A 15,866-nucleotide genomic window follows, 5' to 3' on the forward strand; every position below is an offset into this window, starting at 1 on the left:
TTTTAAGTACTTTTGTACCACTTTTATAAAACATAATCCCATAAAAATGGATAAAAAAATATTTTCTTTTTTGTTTTCTACACGATTAATGGCCTTTCTGTTTATTTCATATGCCGTTGCCATGGCCACAGGAACTTTTATCGAAAGTAAGTACAATACGGATACGGCAAAAATTTTAATTTATAATGCGTGGTGGTTTGAGGCTATTCACGTATTTTTTGTGATTAATTTCATCGGGAATATTAAGCGGTATCAACTCTTGAAGAAAGAAAAATGGGCTACTTTATTGTTGCATTTGTCTTTTATTCTTATCATTCTTGGTGCTTTTGTAACGCGATACATCAGTTATGAAGGAATGATGCCAATTCGTGAAGGGGCCGCTGAAAATCAGATTTTTTCTGATAAAACCTACCTGACACTTTTTGTAGATGGCGAATTTAAAGGAGAAATGAAACGCCGGGTTTTTGAAAAACAGGTACTGCTTTCTCCTGCCACTAGTAATAATTTTAGCATTTCCGGTACTTTTGCTGATACCCCATTTGAAGTGGAATATGAAAATTTTATAATGGGAGCTAAAGAATATGTCAAACCTGATCCAAAAGGAATTTTGTATTTGAAATTAGTCGAAGCAGGAGATGGTAGTCGTCATGAACATTTCTTGAAAGAGGGCGAAGTACAAAATATTCATAATGTTTTATTTTCGCTAAATAAATTTACGGATGGTGCCATAAATATCAATACTACAGGAAACGCGTATACAATTCAAACACCTTTTGAAGGAGATTTTATGCGAATGGCAGATAAACTAAAAGGAAAAGTGACTAAGGATAGCGCGCAACCATTGATGATGCGTTCGTTATACACAATAGGTGAAATGCGATTTGTGCTCCCGGATCCTGCTGTAAAAGGGGTTATCGATTATGAATCTAATAATGATTTTAAAGCTAAAAATCATGAAGATGCACTAACAGTAAAAATAACGGCTGAGGGACAAGAAAAAACAGTAACCGTTTTAGGCTCCAAAGGTAAATTAGGAGATGTAAATTCAGTGAAAATTGGGAATATAGAGTACTCGGTTTTTTATGGAAGTAAGGCGTATGTTTTGCCTTTTAAAATTAAATTGAATGACTTTATTGCACAAAAATATCCAGGAACAGAGAAAAGTTATTCTTCATTTGAAAGTCAGGTTACTGTTGAGGATAAAGAACCTTTTGATGCCAGAATATATATGAACAATGTTTTGGATTATAAAGGATATCGCTTTTTTCAATCCGGGTTTGATCCTGATGAAAAAGGAACCATATTGTCTGTAAATCACGATTTTTGGGGAACAGCAATCACTTATGGTGGTTATTTCATGCTATATTTTGCCATGATGTCCATTATGTTTACTAAGTATTCTCGTTTTGCAGATATTAAGAGAAAATTAGAAGTGGTAAAAATTAAGAAAGCCAAATTGCTGACTATTTTAATCCTGCTATTTAGTTTCAACAGTTTTGCACAAGAACACGACCATGCGGATCACGAGGGACATGCGCACACGGAAGCTGAAGCAGCCCCGGCAACACACGCTAATCATACCAAAAAAGTATTGAATCAGGATGAACTGAATGATTTAATTACTAAATATAAAGTTCCTGCAGAACATGCCGCAAAATTTGGTAGACTTGTAATTCAAGACGGCGGCGGTAGAATGAAACCGATTAATACGTTTTCATCTGAATTATTGCGAAAAGTAAGCCAGAGTGATTCCTATAATGATATGAATTCAGATCAAGTTTTCTTGTCTATCACTCAGTATGCTAGCTATTGGATTGAGATTCCAATCATTCATTTAAGAAGAGGAAATGACAGTTTAAGAAAAATAATTGGGGTTGATAAGAAAGCTAAATTTGCACCTTTTGTAGCTTTCTTTGATGCCAAGGGAAATTATAAACTTTCTAAATATTTAGAAGAATCATTTAAAGCGGCTAACCCCAATCAATTTGAAAAGGATTTTATCGAAACCGATAAAAGAGTAAATTTGATGGAATCAGCGTTAAGCGGTCGAATATTAAAAATTTTCCCTATTCCGGATGATAAAAACAACAAGTGGGTTTCTTATTTAGAACTTAACGAAGCTGGTTTCAAAGGAATGGAAGCGACGTATACTAAAAATGTATTGCCTTTGTATTTTGGTTCTTTGGCAAACGCTTCAACTTCTAATGATTACAAAACTGCCGATGAATTGCTGGAAAGTATCAATGGTTTCCAAAAACGTTTTGGGAGTAAAGTGAGACCAAGTGAAGAAAGAATTACATCAGAAGTGTTGTATAATAAATATGATGTTTTCAATAAACTTTTTTATTGGTATGTTTTAGCGGCAATTTTGATGTTGTTTTTTACAATTATGCAAATCTTCAAAGAGCGCAAAGCATTAGCTATAGCAGTAAATACAATGCATATTATTATAGGATTATTTTTTGCATTGCATACTGTGGGCTTAATTGCCCGTTGGTATATTTCTGGTCACGCACCTTGGAGTAATGCGTATGAATCAATTATATATATTGCTTGGGCTACCATGTTTTTTGGTTTGGCTTTCGACAGAAAATCAAAACTTACTGTGGCTTCTTCAGCTTTTGTAACCGCAATGATTCTTTGGGCTGCAAATCTAAACTGGATTGACCCGGAAATTGCAAATTTACAACCGGTGCTGAACTCCTATTGGTTAATGATTCATGTGGCGGTAATTGTGGCCAGTTATGGACCGTTTGCGTTAGGAATGATTTTGGGGACGGTTTCATTATTGCTGATTTTGTTTACCAATGAAAAAAACAAAGCCAAAATGGATTTGAATATTCAAGAGATCACTTACATTAATGAATTAGCCTTAACGATAGGTTTGATAATGTTGACTATTGGAAACTTCCTTGGAGGACAATGGGCCAATGAAAGCTGGGGACGATACTGGGGCTGGGATCCAAAAGAAACTTGGGCATTAATCAGTATTATGGTCTATGCTTTTGTAATTCATGCCCGATTTGTTCCATCACTACGCGGGAAATGGGTATTCAATTTAATGAGTATGTTTGCTTTTATATCTATATTATTCACCTATTACGGTGTGAATTTTCATCTGGTAGGATTGCATTCCTATGCGAGTGGAGAAGCCCATTCCTTAAACTGGATTTGGTATTCACTGGCAGTAATAACATTATTTGGTGCTGTTTCCTATCCAAAATACAAGAAATATTATAAGAAATAAGTTGGATTATTTTCCAATAACAAATAGACTGTCTCAATATAAAAATGAGCCAGTCTCTTTTGATTGTATTTCTAAAAGAGAAAACCTACTAGTTCCTAAAATCGATTTCACTCTCGAGAAGATGAAGTTGTAAAAAAAGTAAAAAGCAGCTCATGGAGTTGCTTTTTTGCATAAACAACCAAAACGGCTTGCATACAGGACAAAATGTATGGATATAATGGTTGTGTCTGTCGTGTTGGAAGGGGATGGTGTCGTGAATAAAGTATTTGATTGGAAATAAGAAAAGCATGCATTATAAGTCGCTTTGAGTTGGTCATTTAGCATGTGATTTTCCTTCTTATGCATAAAATCAGCATAGGTAGTTGGGTATGGAATAGGAGTTTATTTCTCCCGGAATAAATTTTGTTCTTCGTATTCTATGGTTTGATAGTAGTTTGATGAGATGCCTTAAAAGTGGTTTTTTTGAACCGCCATGCAATTATATTAATACAACCTAAAAATAGGTAAATCAATTAAATAAAAAAAGTCCATTTGTCATTTTTTTATATAAAAAAAGAGGCTGTCTTTTTGAGACAGCCTCTATAATTTCAATTTAAATATGAAATTATGGTCTTTGTTTTTTCATTTCTTTTTCAATCATTTCGTAGAATTGATCAATTTTTGGTAAAACAACAATACGAGTTCTTCTGTTACGAGATCTGTTTTCAGCCGAATCATTTGCAACTAAAGGAATATATGAACTTCTTCCTGCCGCTATTAATTGCTCTGGTTTAACACCCAATTGATTCGTTAAAACACGAATAATAGAAGTAGAACGTTTCACACTTAAATCCCAGTTGTCAAGTATCACACCGGAACCATTATAAGGAACATTATCAGTATGTCCTTCAACCATACATTCAAAATCGGGTTTATCATTGACCACTTTGGCAACTTTAGCCAAAACCATTTTGGCTCTATCAGTCACTTCATAACTTCCGCTTTTAAACAATAGTTTGTCAGCTATAGAGATAAATACAACTCCTTTTTCTACATTTATTTCGATATCCGGATCAGAGATTCCTACTGAACTTTTTAAACTAGTAACTAACGCAAGTGTTACACTGTCTTTTTTAGTTAAAGCATCTTGCATTCTACTAATTTTCAAATCTTTCTCTTTGATAGATTCTAACGCTTTTTCAATATTTTCAGCTCCTTTAGTAGACAGAATAGTCATGTCTCTAGAAGTACTGATTAAACCTTGATTTTGGTCTTTCAAACCACTCACGGTAGCAATAAGACCCGCTTTTTCTTCTAAGCAAGAATTTAATTTTACAGTTGCTGTATTTAATAAATCCTGAGTTTCTTTGTTTCTAGCTTCTAAATCAGTGTATTTCTTTTTTGATACACATGAGGATAGTACAGCTAAAACAGATAAGGCAATTACTATTTTTTTCATAAATTGTTTAGTTTTAGTTTTAATGTTAATTACAAATTTAACTTTTTTATATTTATTTTATTCCAAATAAATCGTTAAAAACAACGATATTCCTGATAAAATAAATGTAAACGATACTTTTTGTAGTATAGTATTTTTGTTTTTGAAATTTTGCTCTTTTTTTGCATTGTGATGAAAATAGGCTGTAAAAGGACCCGTGGGCTTTTAGTATTGCGAAAAAATGTTTGAACTTTCCTTTGAAAATAAATTGTAAACCTGCAATTCCGTCTAACACCATTCGGATTAAAAGTATCCAAAATAATTGATTTTTTGGGATATTTTTGGTTAGCATTAACAATGAATTTCTAAAGTTCAAAAAAGTTTTTTTGGAATTCCCTTGTTGCAAAGTAGCCCCGCCAACATGGTAAACAACGGACTCATAATTGTATTTTATTTTATACCCTTTGTTGAAAGCACGCCAACATAAATCAATCTCTTCTTGATGTGCAAAAAAATCGCCGTCAAAGCCATTTAATTCCTTATAAACAGAACTTCGGATAAAAAAACAAGCTCCGGAAGCCCAAAATATTTCTCGGTTGTCATCATACTGACCACAGTCTTTTTCTACGGTGTCAAAAATTCGTCCTCGACAATACGGATATCCAAATTTATCAATGAATCCACCGGCAGCACCAGCGTATTCAAAATATTCTTTGCGTTTGAAATCTAATATTTTAGGCTGAATAATGGCAGTTTCAGGTTCTTTTCTAAAAGTTTTAAGTATCGGTTGCAACCAATTTTCAGTCACTTCAATGTCAGAATTCACCAAGGCAAATAGTGTAGCATCTATGTGTTTTAAGGCTTCATTGTAGCCACTGGCAAAACCCAGATTGCTTTCGTTTTTAACAATTTTAACCAAAGGAAAAAAAGCTTTTATATAAGAAATCGAATCATCTGTAGAGGCATTGTCAGCCACATAAATGGTAGCTTCCGGTGAATATTTAACCACAGACGGCAAAAATTTTTCTAATAATAAAATTCCATTCCAATTCAGGATGACAACAGCTACTTTCATTCAGATTTTTAGATTTTCAGATTTTTCGACATTTTAGACCATTACAATCTAAGAAGTTTAATATTCTAACTATTATAATTTGGTAGATTCTCTAGAAAAGCATATCTCTCGTTTTCAAAATCCATTTGGCAAAAGTAATGATTCAATCCATTGGTCACCATTAAAAATTCAGACTTTAGTGTCATATTATATCTTGCAATTTGGTCGAAAGTCGCTTGGGTAATTTTTACTTCAGGCGCTTTGCATTCGATTAAAATAAAAATAGAACCATCCGGATTAAAAACCACAACATCGTATCTTTTGCGCAAGCCATTGACTTTAAGTACTTTTTCGACATTAATCAATGATTTTGGGTATTTTTTTTCTTCCAATAAAAATTGAACTACATGCTGGCGAACCCATTCTTCGGGAGTAAGAATGATGAATTTTTTCCTGATTGCATCAAAAATAGAAACTTTATTTTCGCTATTTTTGAACCGAAAAGTATAGGAAGAAAAATTTAATTGCTGCATGAAGCAAAAATAGTTATTTTGTTTAAAATTTAAGGTGTAAAGTTTCATACGATTCAACAAACTTTAAACTTTAAACTTCAAACAAAAAAGAAAATGGATGAAGTATTAAAAATTGTAAATGATATAAAAAACGGAACCATCAGGCCCCTCTATTTTTTGATGGGAGAAGAGCCATATTATATTGATAAATTAGCGACTTATATTGAGGATAAAATATTAACAGAAGAAGAAAAAGGATTCAATCAGACCGTTTTATACGGAAGGGATGTTACGATAGAAGATATTATCTCGACCGCAAAACGCTATCCAATGATGGCGGAACGACAGGTGGTAATTGTCAAAGAAGCACAGGATTTGATTCGCACGATAGACAAACTGGAGAGCTACGCTGAGAATCCAATGGCAACAACCGTTTTAGTTTTTTGTTACAAATACAAAACGCTAGACAAACGTAAAAAACTAACCAAGTTATTGACTAAAAATGGAGTGGTTTATGAAAGTAAAAAACTGTATGAAAACCAAGTTGGGGACTGGATTAAACGTGTTTTAGCAGGTAAAAAGTATGCTATAGAGCCTAAAGCCAGTGCCATGCTAGTGGAATTTCTAGGAACGGATCTAAGTAAAATAAACAATGAACTCGAAAAATTACAAATTATTTTACCAGCGGGAAGTACCATAACTCCTAAACATATTGAGGAAAATATAGGGTTTAGCAAAGATTTTAATGTATTTGAATTGCGAAAAGCAATTGGCGAACGCAACCAATTAAAGGCGTATACGATTGCTGAAAACTTTGCCCAGAATCCAAAAGATAATCCAATGGTGGTGACTACCAGTTTGGTTTTTGGATTTTTTATCCAATTACTAAAATACCATGGTTTGAAAGACAGAAATCCTAAAAATGTAGCTGCCGTATTAAGCGTGAATCCGTTTTTTTTGAAAGAATATGATGTGGCTTTGAAAAACTATCCCATGAAAAAAGTGAGTCAGATTGTTGGTGCTTTAAGAGATATTGATGTCAAAAGCAAGGGTGTTGGCGCCAATGCAATGTCGCATTCTGATTTGTTACGAGAAATGCTTTATAAAATATTTAATTAAAGGACAAAAATTTCCGATATTTGCACTCCCGAAACTTCGGGTTATTAAAAATAAATACCACAATTATGGGAATGAATAAAAATACTATTTTAGGTTGGGCTACTTTGATAATGATTGTAATGGGTTTATTGCTTATCGCATTAGGCGCTTTTAAATATGATGACGTAGCAGGCTGGGGATTTGCAGCTGTAGGTGTTGGCTTTTTGGCTAATGCTTGGGTGTTTAGTTCACTTAAAGGCAGACTTTAGTAGTTATTCTTAATGTAGATATGAGACTTAAGAGCAAATAGATAATATAATTTTAAATTAAAAAAATAGAGATGGCAGACGATAAAAAAGTGATATTCTCAATGTCAAAATTGAGTAAAACCTATCAAGGAGCAGATAAACCAGTACTTAAAAACATCTATTTGAGTTTCTTTTATGGAGCTAAGATTGGTATTTTGGGTTTAAATGGTTCCGGAAAATCTTCTTTATTAAAAATTATTGCCGGTGTTGATAAAAACTACCAAGGAGATGTAGTGTTTGCACCGGGTTATACGGTAGGGTATTTAGAACAAGAACCTATTTTAGATGATACTAAAACGGTTATTGAAATTGTAAGAGAAGGAGTTGCTGAAACAATGGCAGTTTTAGAAGAATTCAATAAAATCAATGATAGTTTTGGTTTGCCGGAAGTCTATGAAAATGCCGATAAAATGGAGCAATTGATGGATCGTCAAGCACTTTTACAAGACAAAATTGATGCATTGGGAGCGTGGGAAATCGATACTAAACTGGAAATTGCCATGGATGCTTTGCGTACTCCGGAAGGCGATACGCCAATTAAGAATTTATCTGGTGGTGAGCGTCGTCGTGTAGCTTTATGTCGCTTGTTGTTGCAACAACCTGATGTATTGCTTTTGGATGAGCCTACGAATCACTTGGATGCCGAAAGTGTACTTTGGTTAGAACAACATTTAGCACAATATGCCGGAACTGTAATTGCAGTAACGCACGATAGATACTTCTTGGATAATGTGGCCGGTTGGATTCTGGAATTGGACAGAGGGGAAGGAATTCCTTGGAAAGGGAACTATTCTTCTTGGTTAGACCAAAAATCAAGCCGTATGGCATTAGAAGAAAAAGTAGCTTCAAAACGCAGAAAAAACTTAGAACGCGAGTTGGATTGGGTTCGTCAAGGTGCCAAAGGGCGTCAAACAAAACAAAAAGCGCGTTTGCAGAACTACGATAAATTACTGAATGAAGATCAAAAACAATTAGATGAAAATCTGGAAATTTATATTCCAAATGGACCACGTTTAGGGACGAATGTAATTGAAGCCAAAAATGTTGCTAAAGCTTATGGAGATAAATTATTGTATGATAATTTAAATTTTACGTTGCCACAAGCAGGAATTGTTGGGATTATCGGACCCAATGGGGCTGGTAAATCAACTATCTTCAAAATGATAATGGGCGAAGAGAAGCCAGATGCAGGGGAATTTTTAATTGGGGATACCGTAAAAATTGCTTACGTAGATCAAGCGCACTCCAATATAGATCCTAATAAATCGATTTGGGAAAACTTTGCTGACGGTCAGGAATTGATAATGATGGGCGGAAAACAAGTAAATTCAAGAGCATATTTGTCACGATTTAATTTTGGTGGTGGAGAACAAAATAAGAAAGTTTCTATGCTTTCCGGTGGAGAACGTAACCGTTTGCATCTAGCAATGACTTTGAAAGAAGAAGGAAACGTACTTTTGCTGGATGAGCCTACGAATGATTTGGACATCAATACACTTCGTGCATTAGAAGAAGGTTTGGAGAGTTTTGCCGGTTGTGCGGTTGTTATTTCTCACGACAGATGGTTCTTAGATAGGATTTGTACACACATTCTAGCTTTTGAAGGAAACTCTGAAGTGTATTGTTTTGAAGGTGGCTTCTCTGAATATGAAGAAAATAAAAAGAAACGTTTGGGTGGTGATTTAACACCAAAACGATTGAAATACAGAAAGTTAATTAGAAGTTAGTCTTTCTGAAATTTGTTAATAACAGCAAGAGGATGACTAATAGACATCCTCTTTTTTTGTTCTGTAATTTTTGTTCTGTCGGAATTCATCATAATGAAAACTGCTAAAAAATTTCTACGTTGACTAAACCAAATTTGACAACCATTATAAAAGTTCCGTTATCCCAAGAAAAAAGTGTAGTGTCTTTCTTGATCCATTTATTTTAAGTTGGTTCAAATTCAGGCTTCTCATAAAATAAAAGGCATGATAATTATTATAATTGGTCTTTTAGTCTAAAAACTTAGCCTCTAACTCTTTTGTGGGAATCATACAACTTTCCTTTTTTCCAAACCATTTGTATCGATTTACAGCGATATAATCATAAATGTAATTATTGAACGATGTGGGGAATATCGAAAATATAGTGGTTAAATAAAATAGCCCACCTAAGTTTTTAGCTATTGCTAAAGCAGCTTCTGATTTATAATAATAAGCAAAACCAGGCTGATACAGAATAATACTATCTGTTTTTTGTGTATTAACTCCCAAATGTTTGATAATTTTTTGACCCAAATCAGATTGTAAGGCGACAAATCGGAAAATATCTTTAGTATCATGCTTAATAATCACTTGCATCGCCGAATCACACAGATTGCAAACGCCGTCAAAGAGAATTATTTTTTTGTCTTTAGGAATATTGAGCATAATTTAAATTTTATAATTCAACTAGATTGAAATTTCTGCTTCATCAAAATGATGAAATACGTGATGAGACTGCAAACTGAATACTGGTTACTTCTTCCCCGCTTCAACAAACTCCAGCGCTTCCAAACTGACTTTTGAAGTAAATACGCCGTAGTTCACTGTTACTTTGTTTTTTTCAATAGAATCGATGGTTCCTACTGCTTTTCCATCAAGCATTCGCACGCGATCGCCTACTTTTAAGGTTGGTTTTGGTTTTTCAACCACGATTTTTAATTTCTTTTCTTTCTTTTCTTTTCTTATTTCCTCCACTTGAACCGTAACTTCTTGAATGACTTCTTTTTTCTTTTCTATCAGTGCTTTAGTTTCTTTAACAGTTACTTTTTTGCGTTTTGAATTTTCTATTTCAATAATTTTAAGAAATTCACCAAGCAATTCTTTCTTATTTTTATTATTGAAATATTTCTCTGAAATGTCTTCAATTTTTTGTCCAATGTAAATCGTTTTCTGGTTGCTGTCATATAATTCCTGATAGCTTTCTAGTTTTTGTTTGATTTTTACATTGATAGTCTCCATTTTCTTGCCTTCTTCACGCGCTTTTGTTTCTTCTTCCTTGAGGGTTTGCGATGTTTTTTCCATCTTTGAACGCTCTTTTTGAAGGGTGGCAATCGTTTTATCAAAGCGTACTTTTCCAACTTCAATTTTCTTTTTGGCCCGATTGATTAAGCTGAAAGGAATTCCGTTTTTCAGAGCGACTTCAAAGGTAAATGAACTTCCGGCTTGACCTAATGCCAATTTATACATAGGCTCTAATGATTTTTCATCAAAAAGCATGTTGGCATTGGTAGCAAAAGGCAATTCGTTAGCCAGAATTTTTAGATTTGAATAATGAGTGGTAATAATCCCAAAAGCTTCCCGATGGTAGAACTCTTCTAAGAAAATTTCGGCTAAAGCACCTCCCAATTCAGGATCTGAACCCGTACCAAATTCATCAATAAGAAACATAGTTTTTCTATTACACTTCTTCAGGAAATAGTTCATGTTCTTTAATCGGTAACTGTATGTACTTAAGTGATTTTCAATAGATTGATTGTCTCCTATATCTGTTAAAATTCTATCAAATAAAAATGTTTCACTGCGTTCATGAACGGGAATTAACATACCGGATTGTAGCATCAGTTGCAATAATCCAACGGTTTTCAAGGAGATAGTTTTTCCTCCTGCGTTGGGTCCGGAAATTACAATAATTCTACTTTCCTGACTGAGTTCAATAGTTTGCGGGTGTGTAATTTCGTTTTTCTGTTTATTATTCAAATATAAAATAGGATGGTACGCATCTCTAAAATAAACACGACGTTCCTCAGTAATTGTTGGCAAAATTCCGTTGATTTTATTAGCATATTTTGCCTTTGCGGCAATTACATCAATATCACTCAAGAAATCCTGATATTCAATCAATAACTGTAAAAAAGGACGAATATAATTAGATAACTGTTTTAAAATTCGGGTGATTTCTTCTTTTTCTTCATATTCTAAATTACTCAATTCACGAGAATATTGTAAGGTAGCTTCCGGTTCAATATAAGCAATACTTCCAGTCTTGGAACTGCCCAGAATGGATCCTTTTACTTTGCGACGGTACATGGCTAAAACGGCCAAAACACGTCTGTTTTGTACAAAACTTTCTTTTATATCGTCTAAATATCCTAATGAGTTATATTGTGTCAGTGCTGTGCCAAAACTTTGATTCACTTTCCCGCGAACCGCATTCATGTTCCTACGGATATTCAATAAATCCGGGGATGCATTGTCTTTTATTTCACCATATTTGTCAACTACTTCATCGACCATCGTGATAATTTCTTTAGTCAGTTCAACTTGGTTTGCTCTTGCGTTTAAATTTGGATAATAATCTTCGAATTTTCTCAAAAAACTCAATAGGAAATTTACCGTTGATGAAATGGTAGCGATTTTTCTAAAACTGCCCACTTCCAAGAAACTGTCTTCAATGGCCAGAAATTTTATCTCATACGTGATGGCATCAAAACCATGATTTGGAATGGCATTGTTATTTTGGAAAGACGAAACATATTCCGATGTTTGCATTAATGCCTGTACCAACGTTTCCTTGTCTTTAAATGGAGTGATTTCTAATGCTTTTTGTTTTCCAATGTCAGTATTACAAATGGTCGAAATGGTTTCGAGAACAGTTGGAAATTGTAAATCTTGTAATGTTTTTTCGGTGATGGATATCATTTTATAATCTAAGTTGTAAAGGTTCAAAGTTACAAAGATTCAAAGTGAAATGCATTAATTTTTTTAGCGTACTTTGCGAAAAACTTTGCGAACTTTACGGCAAAATAAATTACATGCAAATTAACCTCAATCCCTCTTGGAAAACCATTTTATCAGACGAAATCAAGAAATCCTATTTTCAGGAATTAATGGGAACTGTTGATGAGGAATATAAAAATCATACTTGTTATCCTCCCAAAGAATTGATTTTTGCAGCGTTTAATTATTGCAGTTTCAAAGATGTAAAGATTGTTATCATTGGTCAAGATCCGTATCATGGTAAAGGCGAAGCGAATGGTTTGTGTTTCTCTGTGAATGACGGCATCCGAATTCCGCCGTCGTTACGCAATATTTTTCGCGAAATGAGTGATGATTTAGGGACTATTTTTATGCCTGCTGCCGGTAATTTAGAAGCTTGGGCAAAGCAAGGTGTTTTATTGTTGAATGCCTCGCTGACCGTGAGAGAAGACAGCCCAAATAGCCATAAACACTTGAAATGGAATGTTTTTACGGATGCAGTTATCCAAAAAATTTCGGGAGAAAAAGAGCATGTTGTTTTCTTACTTTGGGGAAATTTCGCCCATAAAAAAGGACTTAAAATCGACCGAAATAAACATTTGGTTTTTGAATCCGGACATCCTTCGCCTATGAGTGCAAATCAGGGAAAATGGTTCGGGAATAAACATTTTAGTAAAACAAATTCTTATTTGAAAAGAAATGGTTTAGAGCCAATAGAATGGTAGTAGTCTTTTAAACTATTCTTAAATTATATTTTTCTGAACCATTAAGAAATTAAGGATTTAAAACTTAATTTTCTAAATTTTTTAATGGTTTAAAAGATTTTAATGGTACTGGTTTTAGAATTTGTTTTTGTTTGAATAAAAGAGTAATTATTTTTTTATTATATCTTCCAGAACGGCTCTGTCAGCATAATTAATTACTTTCAAAGTAACTTCTTGGTTTTTGATTGTTTTACCTTCTATAAGGTAGAGTTTTCCTTTCTTAAGATCAATATTACTTTGGTCAAAATCAACATCTCCAAATTGCAATGTATTTTTTATATCGGCAGTATCAATCCATTTTTCAGCTAAAATAAGAGAAGCTTTATCGGAATAATAAAAGGGTTTGTTTCTTAAATCATTTAGTACTCTTGCGTTTGGAAAATAATTGCAGTGGGTGTCTTTGCCGCTGAAAACTAACGCTACAAAAAACAGTCCTATAACTAAACCTACAAGATAATAGGCAAAACGATGTATAAACTTCATGAATTATATTTTTGGCAAAGGTAGCAGAAAGTTTTCTTAAAAAACAATTAAATTAATGTCGTTATTGGGTAAGTCAAACCAGTCACTAATAGCATTGTTTGTGAGGATTCCGTGGTACATATAGACGCCATTTTTTAACCCTTTATCACAACGTATAGCGCTCTCGATGCCTCCATCCTCAGCAATTTTCATTAGGTAAGGCGATATGATATTGCTTATGGAGAGCGAAGCGGTTTTAGAATAGCGGGACGGAATATTGGGTACGCAATAATGCAATACATTGTTTTTGATAAACGTTGGTTTTTCATGGGATGTCACTTCTGAAGTTTCAAAACATCCTCCGGTATCAATGCTTACATCTACGATTACGGCTCCAATTTTCATGTGTTCTACCATGGTCTCCGTAACTATCACGGGACAACGATCTTTCCCTCGCATGGCACCAATGGCTACATCACACCTTCTCAATGCTTTTAGCAAAGCTTTTGGTTGTATGGTAGAAGTAAAGATTCGTTGGTTCAGATTATTCTGCAAACGACGTAGTTTGGTGATAGAATTATCAAAAACTTTGACATTGGCTCCTAATCCTATAGCGGTTTTGGCAGCAAATTCCCCCACCGTTCCTGCACCTAGAATGACCACATCAGTAGGAGGGACGCCGGTAATGTTACCGAATAATAGTCCTTTTCCAAATTCATTAGTAATCATCAATTCGGCAGCAATTAGGATAGAAGCAGTTCCTGCTATCTCGCTCAGGGATTTTACTGCAGGATAGGTTCCGTCTTCGTCTTTGATGTATTCAAAAGCCAATGCGGTAATTTTCTTTTTGGTTAAAGCCTCAAAATAGTTTTTTTTACGCGTTTTTAATTGGATGGCTGACAACAGAATGGTTTGCGGATTCATCATTTCAATTTCGGTAAGTGTGGCAGGTTCCACCTTCAAAATCATAGGACAACTGAATACTTTTTTGGTGTCATTTGTGATTTCGGCACCTGCATCACTATATTCTTTGTCGGTATAACTCGAACTCAATCCCGCACCAGCTTCAATCATTACGCGATGTCCGTGATACGTAATTGAAGTAACAGCATCTGGTGTAAGACAAATCCGACGTTCTTGATAACTCGTTTCCTTGGGAATACCAATAAAAAGTTCACTTTTTTGTCTTGCAATTTCCAGTTTTTCCTCCTGAGGTAAAAGCTGTTGTTTTGTGAATGGTGTTATAGTTATTGACATTGATGTTGTTAAATTAAGGGTACAATTTACGTAAAAAGTTTTATAAACGATACGAATTCAATCTTGATAAATTCGTTTATAAGACAACTAAATCTCAGTGAATGATTCTTTCCATTTTTATATCGGCTCGCTCATAAACGCCATCTTCTAACAGTACTTCTACGAAATCAAATTTTTTATACAAATGAATAGCCGATAGTAATTTCCGGTTCGAATATAAAATCAGTTTCTCCATTCCTTTTGTTTCGGCAACAGCAAGGCAATGCAGCATTAATTTTTTGCCAACTCCCAGTCCTTGTGCGCTAACAGTAACAGCCATTTTACTCAGTTCAAAAGTGGCATTATCGATTTTTATTAAGGAAACTGTTCCTACTATGGTATTCTTGTATTTTGCATAAAAAATCATTCCGCCTTTGTCAATTATCTGACCTTGCGGATCCGAAAGTATTTTTTCATCTTTGGGTTCAACCCAAAAATGTTTTTGTAACCATTCCAGATTTAATGTTTTTATCGCTTCTTTGAAAGCAGGGGCAAATGGTATTATTTCAACGGTATTATCTACACTCATATTTACTTTTAACTTAAGGTTAAAGAACGTTTTCCGTCAGGAAGCAGTGAAATAGTTATAACGGAATGTGTTTCCGGAATCAAATTTGGGATCTTCTCAGCCCATTCTATAAAGCACCAATTACCAGAATACAAATAATCATCAATCCCCATATCCAGCGCTTCGACTTCAGTATTTAATCTGTAAAAATCAAAATGATAAACTAACTGATTGTCAAATGCTTCATATTCATTAACTAAAGAAAAAGTTGGGCTACTCGTTGCTCCGGTTACGCCAAGCGTTTTACACAATCGCTTGATCAAAGTTGTTTTTCCAACGCCCATTTCCCCATGAAAAAGAATCACTTTTTTAGGATTCTTTGTAATGATTTTTTGCGCCACTTCCTCGAGTTCGTCAATAGAAAAAATGATATTCATTCTTGTGAAATTGTTTAAAGTTTAAGGTTCATGCTATACATT

Annotated in this window: 14 protein-coding genes; 5 read left to right on the forward strand and 9 right to left on the reverse strand. The window is 34.2% G+C overall.

Annotation, left to right across the window (positions count from 1 at the left end):
- Positions 1–46: 46 nt before the first annotated feature.
- Positions 47–3,247, forward strand: coding sequence for a cytochrome c biogenesis protein CcsA (gene ccsA, locus EKL95_RS05360; protein WP_126563712.1), 3,201 nt, complete (start codon positions 47–49; stop codon positions 3,245–3,247).
- A 604-nt stretch (positions 3,248–3,851) separates the two neighbouring features.
- On the opposite strand, the gene EKL95_RS05365 is transcribed toward ccsA, so the two are convergent.
- The 3 genes from EKL95_RS05365 to EKL95_RS05375 form a co-directional block, all read right to left on the reverse strand.
- The gene (locus EKL95_RS05365; RefSeq protein WP_126459398.1) at positions 3,852–4,685 is read right to left on the reverse strand and encodes a flagellar motor protein MotB; all 834 of its coding nucleotides are present in this window, start codon (positions 4,683–4,685) and stop codon (positions 3,852–3,854) included.
- A 52-nt stretch (positions 4,686–4,737) separates the two neighbouring features.
- On the reverse strand, positions 4,738–5,739 hold the full coding sequence (locus tag EKL95_RS05370) for a glycosyltransferase family 2 protein (RefSeq protein ID WP_126451519.1): 1,002 nt from the start codon (positions 5,737–5,739) through the stop codon (positions 4,738–4,740).
- 65 nt (positions 5,740–5,804) lie between these two features.
- Positions 5,805–6,251 (reverse strand): type I restriction enzyme HsdR N-terminal domain-containing protein, encoded by a 447-nt coding sequence (locus EKL95_RS05375; protein WP_126459401.1) that lies wholly within the window; start codon positions 6,249–6,251, stop codon positions 5,805–5,807.
- 93 nt (positions 6,252–6,344) lie between these two features.
- Between EKL95_RS05375 and holA the strand changes: the two genes are divergently transcribed.
- The 3 genes from holA to ettA all read left to right on the forward strand — a co-directional run bounded on the left by holA (position 6,345) and on the right by ettA (position 9,363).
- Entirely contained in the window at positions 6,345–7,349 is a 1,005-nt protein-coding gene (gene holA / locus EKL95_RS05380; protein WP_126459404.1) for a DNA polymerase III subunit delta, read from the forward strand.
- Positions 7,350–7,414: 65 nt separating this feature from the next.
- Positions 7,415–7,597: a CAL67264 family membrane protein gene (locus EKL95_RS05385; RefSeq protein WP_126459407.1), complete on the forward strand. Its 183-nt coding sequence runs from the start codon at positions 7,415–7,417 to the stop codon at positions 7,595–7,597.
- A 71-nt stretch (positions 7,598–7,668) separates the two neighbouring features.
- A complete protein-coding gene (ettA, locus tag EKL95_RS05390) occupies positions 7,669–9,363 on the forward strand; it encodes an energy-dependent translational throttle protein EttA (protein WP_126459410.1) in 1,695 nt (564 codons plus the stop codon).
- Between the two features lie 267 nt (positions 9,364–9,630).
- Here ettA and EKL95_RS05395 read toward each other — a convergent pair whose 3' ends face one another.
- Together EKL95_RS05395 and EKL95_RS05400 are read right to left on the reverse strand one after the other, a co-directional pair.
- Positions 9,631–10,047, reverse strand: coding sequence for a thiol-disulfide oxidoreductase DCC family protein (locus EKL95_RS05395; protein WP_126563713.1), 417 nt, complete (start codon positions 10,045–10,047; stop codon positions 9,631–9,633).
- An 87-nt stretch (positions 10,048–10,134) separates the two neighbouring features.
- Positions 10,135–12,300: an endonuclease MutS2 gene (locus EKL95_RS05400; RefSeq protein ID WP_126563714.1), complete on the reverse strand. Its 2,166-nt coding sequence runs from the start codon at positions 12,298–12,300 to the stop codon at positions 10,135–10,137.
- Positions 12,301–12,413: 113 nt separating this feature from the next.
- On the opposite strand from EKL95_RS05400, the gene EKL95_RS05405 reads away from it, so the two are divergent.
- The gene (locus EKL95_RS05405) at positions 12,414–13,082 is read left to right on the forward strand and encodes a uracil-DNA glycosylase (protein WP_126561540.1); all 669 of its coding nucleotides are present in this window, start codon (positions 12,414–12,416) and stop codon (positions 13,080–13,082) included.
- A 147-nt stretch (positions 13,083–13,229) separates the two neighbouring features.
- Here EKL95_RS05405 and EKL95_RS05410 read toward each other — a convergent pair whose 3' ends face one another.
- From EKL95_RS05410 to tsaE, 4 genes are all read right to left on the reverse strand, one after another.
- On the reverse strand, positions 13,230–13,604 hold the full coding sequence (locus tag EKL95_RS05410; RefSeq protein WP_126563715.1) for a DUF4258 domain-containing protein: 375 nt from the start codon (positions 13,602–13,604) through the stop codon (positions 13,230–13,232).
- Positions 13,605–13,640: 36 nt separating this feature from the next.
- Positions 13,641–14,840: an alanine dehydrogenase gene (locus EKL95_RS05415; RefSeq protein WP_197037185.1), complete on the reverse strand. Its 1,200-nt coding sequence runs from the start codon at positions 14,838–14,840 to the stop codon at positions 13,641–13,643.
- Between the two features lie 94 nt (positions 14,841–14,934).
- Entirely contained in the window at positions 14,935–15,408 is a 474-nt protein-coding gene (locus EKL95_RS05420; protein WP_126561541.1) for a GNAT family N-acetyltransferase, read from the reverse strand.
- A gap of 8 nt (positions 15,409–15,416) precedes the next feature.
- Entirely contained in the window at positions 15,417–15,824 is a 408-nt protein-coding gene (tsaE, locus tag EKL95_RS05425; RefSeq protein ID WP_126561542.1) for a tRNA (adenosine(37)-N6)-threonylcarbamoyltransferase complex ATPase subunit type 1 TsaE, read from the reverse strand.
- Positions 15,825–15,866: the final 42 nt, after the last annotated feature.

This window comes from Flavobacterium sp. LB2P53 (genome assembly GCF_003970305.1).
Taxonomy (GTDB): domain Bacteria; phylum Bacteroidota; class Bacteroidia; order Flavobacteriales; family Flavobacteriaceae; genus Flavobacterium.